Raw genomic sequence first — 9645 nt, 5'->3', positions numbered from 1 at the left:
TCCCGTCGAGGCCACTGAGGTCGAAGAGGCTCTCCGCGGCGCCCGGCGGGAGGCCACCGGTCAGCAGCGCCGGAACGCGGCTCGGCAGCCACACCTGCGGCATCCTGATCTCGGCGGCACCGTCGGTCTGCACCTCGAGGATGAGCTGGCCCGGGTCCGTCGACTCGGCCCGCATCCGGCCCTCGGCGCTGTCGTTGACCGGTGTCCACTGGGTGGCGGGCCCGATGGCGACCGGGGCGTCGCCCCGCAGGTCGCGCAGCGTCAGCGAGCCGGTGATCGAGGCGCCCGGGAGCGTGTGCAGCCAGATCGCGGAGACGAAGCAGCCCTCGCGGCAGTACGACGGGACCTCGAGCTTCGCGTGGTCGACCGTGTCGTCCACCGACCCGAGGGTGATGTGCAGCGTCTCGCCCTCCGCAGTGACGAGGTCGACCCCGAGCGACAGCGGGCCCGGCTCGCCGTCGGCGCGAGTCGTCTGCAGCGTCGACCTCGCCACCGTGACGCCAAGACGGGTGCCGGTGACCTCGAGGGGGTCCACGTCGGGCAGGTCCAGCAGCCGCCAGGTCTGCTCCGAGGGCGCCCCGCCGGGGAACAGCGCGACGCGCCGGAACTGGTCCGGTACGACGGCCACGGTCTCGACGGAGCCCGCGCCCGGCGGCCGGATGCGCACCACGGGCGTCATCTCCCGGCCGTCCGGATCGACCTCGCTGAGGGCGTCCCGCACCGCCGCGAGGTCCCCGCCCTCCACGTCGGCGACCAGGCGGGCGCCGGCCTGCTGCTCGGAGGCGGCGGCACGGTTGCGCTGCCCGATCACGAGCGCGTCGGCGGAGAAGACGGCCAACGCCGACGCGAGTGTCACGATGGCGACCACGCGGCGGGTGGCGGGACTGCGGGCGGCGTCGAGCAGGCTCACGGCCGCCCGCACCCGGCCGCGCCTCAGCACCCGGCGTCCGGTCGCCGCCGCGAGCGGAGTCGTGAGGTGGGCCAGGACCAGTCCGACGACGACCGCGAGGAGCCCGGGCGCGGCCAGGGCGACCGGACCGTCCAGCCCGCCGGTGGCGAAGACCACGACCAGGGAGCCCGCCCCGGCCACCACGAGGGCGTCGCCGGTGCCCATCGCCCAGCTGCTGCGCCGCGGCGGCACCCGCCGCAGCAGGGTCTCGACGGGCTCACGAGCCACCCGGGCGACCGCGAGCATCGTGAGCACGATGAGCGCGCCGATGGCCAGACCCACCGCCGCCAGGAGCCGGACGCCCGTCTCGAAGGGTGCATGACCGGGAAGGGCGACGGTTCGCGCGAGCGTCGTGCCCACCAACGCCAGGACGACACCCGGCACGACCCCGGCGAGCGCAACGGGCAGGAGCTCACCGGCCAGCAGCGACCGGGCGCCCCGACGGCCGCGTCCCCGCAGGCGCGCCAGCGCGACCTCCGGGCGCCGCTGCTCGGTCACGGCGAGCAGCGTCAGCCACAGCACCACCAGCGCGAGCAGGCCGAGCTGAGCCATCAGCAGCGGAACTGTCACCCGGGACTGCTCGGTCTGGTTCTGCACGTCCTTCGCGACGTCGGGCAAGCCCGAGTGCACCTCGACCGGGAACGGCGCGACCGGTGACGCACCCGCCTCCGCCAGCTTCTCGACCCCGGTCGCCAGCGACCTGAGCTCGTCAACCCCGAGGCCGGCGGTGTCGAGGGGCAGCGCCAGCGTCGGGGCCTGCTCCGGCAGGACCGGCACCCGGCTGCCGTCGAAGGTGGACCGATCGGTCAGCCACACGTCGTGCTGGACCCTGCTCAGCAGTCCGGGCTCCGCGAGCCCGGAGCGACCGGTGAGGTCGAGGCCCAACCAGTAGGCCTCGTCGGACGCGACCTCGTAGACGGCCGCGACCCGCAGGTCCGCGCCGGCCTCGGAGGCACTGTCGTCCTCGGCGGTCGCGGCGGTGACCGTGACGCGGGCGCCTACCGTGAGCCCGAAGTTGTCCGCGTCGGCCCTGCTCACGGCGATGTCGCCCGGGGCGGCGGGGCAGTCGCCCTCCACGAGGACCACCTGCTCGCACCAGCCGTCACGCCACACCAGGTCGCCCGCCGGGTCGCTCGGCTGCCCCGGGAGCACCCCGGCTGCGGCGCGGTAGCCCAGCACCGGCGCGAGGTAGGAGGCGCGCATCTGCGGGGTGACCAGCGACAGGAGGTTCTCCGGCTTCGCGTTCAGCATGTAGTCGGCGCCGGCGTTCATCTGGAGACCGACCGTCGCCGGGTCCGCGCGCTCGACCTCGATGTCGGTCAGCGCCTGCTGCATGGCCCGGTCGTAGAGCGGCGCGAAGGCCGCGCATGCCGACACGAGCGCGGCCAGGGTCGCCAGGGCGAGGGCCTGGAAGGGCCGGTAGCGCACGCTCACCGGTGACCGTCCCCCGACCTGTCCACCGGCTCAGCATGCCACCCGCGGCGGGCTCAGCTCGGGACATCCGCTCCCGGGGTGTGGCGGGGGGTGGGCTCGCTCCCGGAACCAGGTGGCCGCCGCTCGCCAGCGGTCGCCCCCGCACGCGCAGGCAGCGAGCCGACGGCGCTGACATCCGCCATCGACACACTCCCCGGAACTCGCGCGCGCGTCTCGCGACCGGACATGGTGCACCCTTCCTGTGCGGAGCCCATCCCCCGCGTCCTTCGACTCTTGCCGCCTCCTGCCCGGACGCGTAGAGCCCTAGGTCCCTGGCCCGTCGGGACCTCGTCCTCTGGCCGCTCCGCCCGAGGACGCGGGGCGAGCGCGTGTAGTCTGGCGCCAGCCCGTTCGGGGAGCCTCCGCCGTGGACCTCCCGAGAGCCGGTGGCTGCGAGGCGCGTACGTCGATGAGGCCCCACCGGAGCTGGTGTTGATGGCCCAGGCCGCGCCCGAGCCCGACCTCGAGTCCCTGAGTCGGCGGATCCGCGAGGCGCGGACTGCCGTCGAGCGGCACCGCCACCAGAAGGCCGCCGCAGGCGAGCTCGCCGAGGCCCGCCACCAGCTGACGCTCGCCCTGGAGGCGTACGCGGCCGCTCTCGAGCGGAAGAACCTGCCGATGCCGTGGCGTCTGCAGGCAGAGCTGAGGCTCCACCGCGATCTCTTCGACCGCTGACGCCGAGGAAGGTCGTGAGACGCACGAAGGGCGGGGCGCGACTCTCGTCGCGGCCCCGCCCCTCGTCAGGTCAGCGGGTGACTACTGGCCGCGAACGTTCTCGGCCTGGGGACCCTTGGGGCCCTGCGTCACGTCGAACTCGACGCGCTGGTCGTCCTTGAGCGACTTGAAGCCGGTGCCGGAGATCGCGGTGTGGTGGACGAACACGTCCGGGCCGCCGCCATCCTGGGCGATGAAGCCGAAGCCCTTGTCGTCGTTGAACCACTTCACGGTGCCTTGAGCCATCTTGATCATCCTTGTTCTCGTTCGGGTCGACATGGTCGGCGATACGCGCCGGCCACGGAGCTGAAGACATCTGCGCTGCGCTTGATGTCCAGCTGACCGAAGACCAAGGTGTGAGTGAGACGAACCGGGGCTCGAGATCGAGCACCGAGGGACCTGGGGTCCCTTCAACAGCGCGAGCCTAGCAGTGCGGCGCCCGATCCCCCCTTCGCCGACGGCGCAGGATCCTCAGCCGAGGAAGCTGAGCCGCACCTCACGCTCGGCGTTGTCGACGTTGAGGTCGACCAGGCACACGCTCTGCCAGGTGCCGAGCGCGAGCCGCCCGCCGAGCACCGGGACCGTGGCGTACGGCGGGACCAGCGCCGGCATCACGTGCGAACGACCGTGGCCGCGGCTGCCGTGCGCGTGCCGCCACCGGTCGTCAGCCGGCAGCAGGTCGCCGAGTGCCGCGAGCAGGTCGTCGTCGCTCCCCGCGCCGGTCTCGATGATCGCGATGCCCGCGGTGGCGTGGGGGACGAACACGTGCAGCAGCCCGTCCCCGCGCCCGGCGACGAAGTCGCGGCAGTCCTCGGTCAGGTCGAGCACGGTCTCGCGCGTGCCGGTGCGATAGCTGCGGGTCTCCGAATCCACGCGACCGATCGTGCCACGGGCCGCTACGGTCGCGCCGTGGACGTGCGCTCACTGGCCTACCGGACCGATCTCGCGCTCCTGGCGGCCTCCGGCAGCCAGGTGGAGCACCACGACGACCACGTCGTGGTGCGCACGCCGGACAATCCGACGTACTGGTGGGGCAACTTCGTGCTGCTCGCCCGGCCTCCCGCCCCCGACGAGGTCCCGCGCTGGCTCGCGCTGAACGCCGCCGCGCACCCTGGGTCGGTGCACGTCGCCTTCGGCGTGGACGGCACCGAGGGCACCCTCGCCGACCTCGCCGCGTTCGCCGACGCCGGCCTCGAGGTGGAGGCCTCGACCGTGATGACGGCGACCGCGGTGCACGAGCCCCCGCGACCGAACCGCGAGGCGACGTACCGGCCGCTGCGCAGTGACGACGACTGGGAGCAGCAGGTCGCTCTGGGGATCGCCGGCGAGCACGAGGACAGCGAGACCGGGCGGGCCTTCGTGCGAGCCAAGGCCGAGGCGGAGCGCGCGATGACCGGGCGCGGCCAGGGCGAGTGGTGGGGCGCCTTCCTCCGCGACCGGCTGGTGGCCTCGATGGGGCTGTTCGTCGCGAGCACCGGCCTGGCGCGGTTCCAGAACGTCAAGACCCACCCCGACGCGCGCGGTCGCGGGCTGGCCGGCACGCTCGTGCACGAGGTCTGCCGGTTCGGCCTCGACGAGCTCGGCGCCGAGACGCTGGTGATGGTCGCCGACCCCGACTACCTCGCGATCCGTGTGTACCGGTCGGTGGGCTTCGCCGACACCGAGACCCAGCTCCAGGCGTTCCGCAAGCCCGCGATCTAGCCGGTCACTCGGCGGCCAGCAGCCGCTCGACCCGCTCGACCTTGGCGCTCAGCTGGCCCTCGTAGCCCGGGCGGATGTCAGCCTTCAGCACGAGCCCGACCCGCGGGGACACCGCGGCCACGACGTCGACCGCTCGCTTGACCACGGCCATCACCTCGTCCCACTCCCCCTCGATGTTGGTGAACATCGCGTTGGTCTCATGGGGCAGCCCGGACTCGCGGACCACCCGAACGGCGGCGGCGACCGCCTCGGAGACACCCCCGGTCTCGTCGCCGGTGGTCGGGGAGATGCTGAACGCCACGATCATGGGATCCACCGTAGCGAGCCAGCGACCGTGACCCTTCGAGCGCTGCGGAGTTGGACCTGGAGCGCGTGCTGCGGCCCGCGCAGGGGGTGTTCGACGAATCGGAGGACACGGATGAGGAAGATCTGCGCACGTCACGAGCTGAAGATGCTGACCCTGGCCCTCTCGAGCCTGCACGGCACCGAGGGCGGACTGCACAGCGAGGCGCACGCCACGGTCCTGACCCAGATCGACCACTGCACCCGCTGCCGCCGCCACGGCCATCGGGGACCAGATGCGCCCACGCGCGTCACGGTGACGTTCAGCCTCCCCGAGGAGATCGATCCCGAGGAGGTCACGGCAGCAGTCGAAGAGGTGCTGCCCGACTACGTCGACGAGGTCGTCATCCGCGTGGCGTGACGAGCTCAGGCTCGAGGTCGGGGACCAGCTCACGCAGCCGGGCCAGGGCGTCGCGGGCCTGGGACTTCACGGTGCCGACGGCGATCCCGAGGAGGGCCGCGGTCTCCTTCTCTGTCAGGTCCTCGTAGTAGCGCAGCACGACCACCGCTCGCTGGCGTGGTGGCAGGGCCGACAACGCCTGCTGCAGCGCGACCCGGTCGCTGCTGGGGCCCTCGACCGGTGTCTCCGGCACCTCGTCGGTGTGCACCTCCCGCCAGCGCCGGCGCCGCCAGCGGCTGACGCTCTCACGGGCCAGGATCTTGCGCACGTAGGGCTCCGGGCGGTCCGCGATCCGCTCCCAGTGCGGCACGGCCTTCACCAGCGCCACCTGCACAAGGTCCTCGGCGTCCTCGTGGCTGCCGGTGAGCAGGTACGCCGTCCGCAGCAGCGCCCCGCGGCGGGCCGCGACGTACTGCTCGAAGGAGTCGTGCAGCGCGTCAGGCGCGGACACGACGCCTCCATTGCAGGGCCGCGGTGGCACCGGCCGCGAGCACCAGGAGGGCGATGCCACCCACCACCAGCGGGCTGGGCGGGTCCTGCGGCGCGGGGGCGTCGTACGTCGGCGCCGACCAGGCGTCGAGGGCGACCTCCAGCCGAGGGTCCCAGTAGGCGCCCTCGTCCACCGTCGTGAGCGGCTGTGACGCGCCGGTCTCGACGTCGACCGATGAGTACGAGCCGTCCTGATCGAGGACGACGACATGGCGCTCGTCGCGCCAGCCGACGACCCCGCTCACCTCGGTGCCCGGCACGGGCGTCACGTCCACGTGTGTGGGGTCCGCCGTGCGCATCACGAGCACGGCCGCCGGCTCGCCCGGCGCCGTCGCCTGACCGTCGGGATCCGCCATCACCACCGACCGCTCGCCGCTCGGACTCGGCCAGGCCGGACCGTCGACGGACCGGGGGATCCGAAAGGTCCTGGTGCGGCTCACCTCGTCCGCCGACCAGAGCTCGACCCGGCGTCCTGCGGCGACCTGCAGCACTCCGTTGTTGCCGTAGGCGAGGTTGAAGGCGGGCAGCGCCGGACCGCTCTTCTCTCGGTGCTCCTGGGTCACGGGGTTCCAGACGACCTGCTCGACCCCGGTGGTGCTGCGGCGCTCGGCGGTCGAGTACCTCTGGTAGCCGAACCAGATCCGGTCCCCCACCCAGGCCGCACCCTCCGCGTAGACCCCGTGCTCCGACTCCAGCGGGAACCGTGCGACGTCACCTGTCACGGTGTCGTAGACCGCGAGCCCGTCGACCCCGTCGTCCATCTGGTCACCGGTGGCCGGTACGCCGTACCAGTAGGCGAGCTGTGCGCCGTCCGGCGACAGGTAGTGACCGTCGACGTAGCCGGGCAGGTCGAGGTAGCGGTACTCGCCGGTCTCCGCGGACACGCCGGCGATGCCGTTGAGCTCCTGCCCGGCCCGATCGCCGCCGAGCACGGCCACGAGCGGTCCGATCGGGTGTCCTTCAGTGCCCGGAAGGCGGTGGGTCGGCTCGTAGAAGTGGTCGGGCAACCGCATCTCCGCGGGGAGCGCATCGGTGTCCGTCGGTGCCAGCTCGGGACGCGAGAGGCTCCAGTCGAGGGCGCCCAGGGCACCCAGCGCGAGCACGACGACCGCGGCGATCACCGCCGTGCCGGCCCGGCGGCGCCGGGCGACCCGGCGTCCGCGGTCCCAGAGCCCGGGCGCGGGCCCGCCCGGAGGCGCGTCGTCGGCCAGCGCGGCGAGGCGGTCGTGCAGCGAGGTGGTCATCGGCCCTCCCAGAAGGTGCTCACACCTCTACCCACGTCACGAGCAGCCGAAAAGGAGGGGTCCCCCGCCGAAATCACGTTGACCCGCCCGAAAGTTTCGGGCGGGTCAACGTGGAGGTGGGTCAGGCGCGGCGGAGGTTGCGCAGGACGTACTGCATGATGCCGCCGTTGCGGTAGTAGTTCGCCTCACCGGGGGTGTCGATGCGGACGACCGCGTCGAACTCCAGGTCCCCGGCCTTCACCTTCACGGTCTTCGGGGTGCGGCCCTCGTTGAGCTCGGTGACACCGGTGATCGAGAACGTCTCCTCACCGGTCAGGCCGAGCGACTCGGCGCTCTGGCCCTCGGGGAACTGCAGCGGCAGCACGCCCATGCCGATCAGGTTGGAGCGGTGGATGCGCTCGTAGGACTCCGCGATCACGGCCTTGACGCCGAGCAGCGCGGTGCCCTTGGCAGCCCAGTCACGCGAGGAGCCCGAACCGTACTCCTTGCCGGCCAGCACGACGAGCGGGGTGCCGGCGGCGAGGTACTTCTCCGAGGCCTCGAACACCGTCGTCACCTCGCCGTTGCCGGTGAAGTCACGGGTGAAGCCACCCTCGGTGCCCGGAGCGAGCTGGTTGCGCAGCCGGATGTTCGCGAACGTGCCGCGGATCATCACCTCGTGGTTGCCGCGACGCGAGCCGTAGGAGTTGAAGTCCCGCTGCTCGACGCCGTGCTCGGCCAGGTACGTGCCGGCCGGCGAGTCCTTCTTGATCGCGCCCGCGGGCGAGATGTGGTCGGTCGTGACCGAGTCGCCGAGCTTGAGCAGCACCCGGGCGCCCTCGATGTCGGTGACCGGCTCGGGCTCGTCGGGCATGCCGTCGAAGTACGGAGGCTTGCGGACGTAGGTCGAGTCCTCGTCCCAGGCGAACGTCTTGCCCTCGGGCGTCGGCAGTGACTGCCACCGCTCGTCGCCGGCGAACACGTCGGCGTAGTCGCTGGAGAACATCTCCGAGGTGATCGCCGAGGCGATGACCTCCTCGACCTCCGACGGCGCCGGCCAGATGTCCTTGAGGAAGACGTCGTTGCCGTCGGAGTCCTGGCCCAGCGGGTCGTTGAACAGGTCGACGTCCATCGACCCGGCGAGCGCGTAGGCGACGACCAGCGGCGGGGACGCGAGGTAGTTCATCTTCACGTCCGGGTTGATCCGGCCCTCGAAGTTGCGGTTGCCCGAGAGCACCGAGGTGACCGCGAGGTCCTTCTCGTTCACCGCGGCCGAGACCTCGGGGATCAGCGGGCCGGAGTTGCCGATGCAGGTCGTGCAGCCGTAGCCGACCAGGTTGAAGCCGAGCTTGTCGAGGTACGGCGTGAGCCCGGACTTCTCGTAGTAGTCGGAGACCACCTTCGAGCCGGGGGCCAGGGTCGTCTTGACCCACGGCTTGCGCTGCAGGCCCTTCTCGACCGCCTTCTTCGCCAGCAGCGCGGCGCCGATCATCACCGACGGGTTGGAGGTGTTGGTGCACGACGTGATCGCCGCGATCGTCACCGCCCCGTGGTCGAGGGTGAACGTCGTGCCGTCCTCGAGCGTGACCTCGACGGGGTCGCTCTTGCGGCCGCCGTCGCGGGGGGCCGCGGAGAGGTGGTCGCTCGGCGGCGCCGCCTGGCCGTGGCCGTTGCTCGTGGCCGGGTCGGAGGCGGGGAACGTCTCGGCGACGGACTCGTCGTACCCGTTCTCCTCCTCGCCCTCGACGTAGTCCTTGAGCGAGGCGCGGAACGACGGCTTGGCGTCGGTGACCTGGATGCGGTCCTGGGGACGCTTCGGGCCGGCGATCGACGGCACCACGGTGGCCAGGTCGAGCTCGAGCTTCTCGCTGTAGCGCGGCTCGGCCGACGGGTCGTGCCAGAGGCCCTGCTCCTTGGCGTAGGCCTCGACCAGCGCGAGCTGCTCCTTGCTGCGGCCGGTGAGCTCGAGGTACTTCACGGTCTCCTCGTCGATCGGGAAGACCGCGATGGTCGAGCCGAACTCGGGGCTCATGTTGCCGATCGTGGCGCGGTTGGCCAGCGGCAGCGCCGAGACGCCGGGGCCGTAGAACTCGACGAACTTGCCGACGACGCCGTGCTTGCGCAGCATCTCGGTGATCGTGAGCACCAGGTCGGTGGCGGTCGAGCCCTCGGGCAGGTCGCCGGAGAGCTTGAAGCCGACGACGCGTGGGATCAGCATCGACACGGGTTGGCCGAGCATCGCGGCCTCCGCCTCGATGCCGCCGACGCCCCAGCCGACCACGCCGATGCCGTTGACCATCGTGGTGTGGGAGTCGGTGCCGACGCAGGTGTCGGGGTAGGCCAGCAGCTCGCCG

Annotated in this window: 10 protein-coding genes; 3 read left to right on the top strand and 7 right to left on the bottom strand. The window is 72.2% G+C overall.

Going from position 1 to position 9645, the window contains the following annotated elements; genetic code table 11:
- Positions 1-2383, bottom strand: a 2383-nt coding sequence (locus Q0L15_RS02485; protein WP_296602000.1) for an FtsX-like permease family protein, incomplete at its 3' end; no start/stop codon positions are given.
- Between the two features lie 474 nt (positions 2384-2857).
- Here Q0L15_RS02485 and Q0L15_RS02480 point away from each other — a divergent pair.
- Complete coding sequence (locus Q0L15_RS02480) at positions 2858-3097, top strand: hypothetical protein (protein ID WP_296601999.1); 240 nt, start codon at positions 2858-2860, stop codon at positions 3095-3097.
- An 81-nt stretch (positions 3098-3178) separates the two neighbouring features.
- On the opposite strand, the gene Q0L15_RS02475 is transcribed toward Q0L15_RS02480, so the two are convergent.
- Positions 3179-3382, bottom strand: a complete 204-nt coding sequence (locus tag Q0L15_RS02475; protein WP_296601997.1) for a cold-shock protein — start codon at positions 3380-3382, stop codon at positions 3179-3181.
- A 225-nt stretch (positions 3383-3607) separates the two neighbouring features.
- Positions 3608-4009 (bottom strand): YjbQ family protein, encoded by a 402-nt coding sequence (locus tag Q0L15_RS02470; protein WP_296601996.1) that lies wholly within the window; start codon positions 4007-4009, stop codon positions 3608-3610.
- Between the two features lie 36 nt (positions 4010-4045).
- On the opposite strand from Q0L15_RS02470, the gene Q0L15_RS02465 reads away from it, so the two are divergent.
- A complete protein-coding gene (locus Q0L15_RS02465) occupies positions 4046-4837 on the top strand; it encodes a GNAT family N-acetyltransferase (RefSeq protein WP_296601995.1) in 792 nt (263 codons plus the stop codon).
- A gap of 4 nt (positions 4838-4841) precedes the next feature.
- On the opposite strand, the gene Q0L15_RS02460 is transcribed toward Q0L15_RS02465, so the two are convergent.
- Positions 4842-5144: a thiamine-binding protein gene (locus tag Q0L15_RS02460; protein ID WP_296601993.1), complete on the bottom strand. Its 303-nt coding sequence runs from the start codon at positions 5142-5144 to the stop codon at positions 4842-4844.
- Positions 5145-5255: 111 nt separating this feature from the next.
- Between Q0L15_RS02460 and Q0L15_RS02455 the strand changes: the two genes are divergently transcribed.
- Positions 5256-5540 (top strand): hypothetical protein, encoded by a 285-nt coding sequence (locus Q0L15_RS02455; RefSeq protein WP_296601992.1) that lies wholly within the window; start codon positions 5256-5258, stop codon positions 5538-5540.
- Here Q0L15_RS02455 and Q0L15_RS02450 read toward each other — a convergent pair.
- The 3 genes from Q0L15_RS02450 to Q0L15_RS02440 form a co-directional block, all read right to left on the bottom strand.
- Positions 5524-6030 carry a SigE family RNA polymerase sigma factor gene (locus Q0L15_RS02450; RefSeq protein ID WP_296601990.1) on the bottom strand — a complete coding sequence of 169 codons (507 nt, stop codon included), beginning with the start codon at positions 6028-6030 and terminating at the stop codon, positions 5524-5526. The two genes, Q0L15_RS02455 and Q0L15_RS02450, sit on opposite strands and share 17 nt — an antisense overlap.
- The gene (locus Q0L15_RS02445) at positions 6017-7312 is read right to left on the bottom strand and encodes a hypothetical protein (protein ID WP_296601989.1); all 1296 of its coding nucleotides are present in this window, start codon (positions 7310-7312) and stop codon (positions 6017-6019) included. The genes Q0L15_RS02450 and Q0L15_RS02445 overlap by 14 nt, the downstream gene beginning before the upstream one ends.
- A gap of 121 nt (positions 7313-7433) precedes the next feature.
- On the bottom strand, positions 7434-9645 hold a 2212-nt coding region (locus Q0L15_RS02440), incomplete at its 5' end, for an aconitate hydratase (protein ID WP_296601988.1).

This window comes from Nocardioides sp. (genome assembly GCF_024509035.1).
Lineage (GTDB): Bacteria > Actinomycetota > Actinomycetes > Propionibacteriales > Nocardioidaceae > Nocardioides.
The sequence above is the reverse complement of the archived record's forward strand: the minus strand, read 5'-3'. Positions and strand labels throughout refer to the sequence as shown.

Bases quoted from the DNA above. Each gene is read 5' to 3' on its own strand.
- Q0L15_RS02480 (WP_296601999.1), top strand. From the start codon at position 2,858: ATGGCCCAGGCCGCGCCCGAGCCCGACCTCGAGTCCCTGAGTCGGCGG.
- Q0L15_RS02475 (WP_296601997.1), bottom strand. From the start codon at position 3,382: ATGGCTCAAGGCACCGTGAAGTGGTTCAACGACGACAAGGGCTTCGGC.
- Q0L15_RS02460 (WP_296601993.1), bottom strand. From the start codon at position 5,144: ATGATCGTGGCGTTCAGCATCTCCCCGACCACCGGCGACGAGACCGGG.
- Q0L15_RS02455 (WP_296601992.1), top strand. From the start codon at position 5,256: ATGAGGAAGATCTGCGCACGTCACGAGCTGAAGATGCTGACCCTGGCC.
- Q0L15_RS02445 (WP_296601989.1), bottom strand. From the start codon at position 7,312: ATGACCACCTCGCTGCACGACCGCCTCGCCGCGCTGGCCGACGACGCG.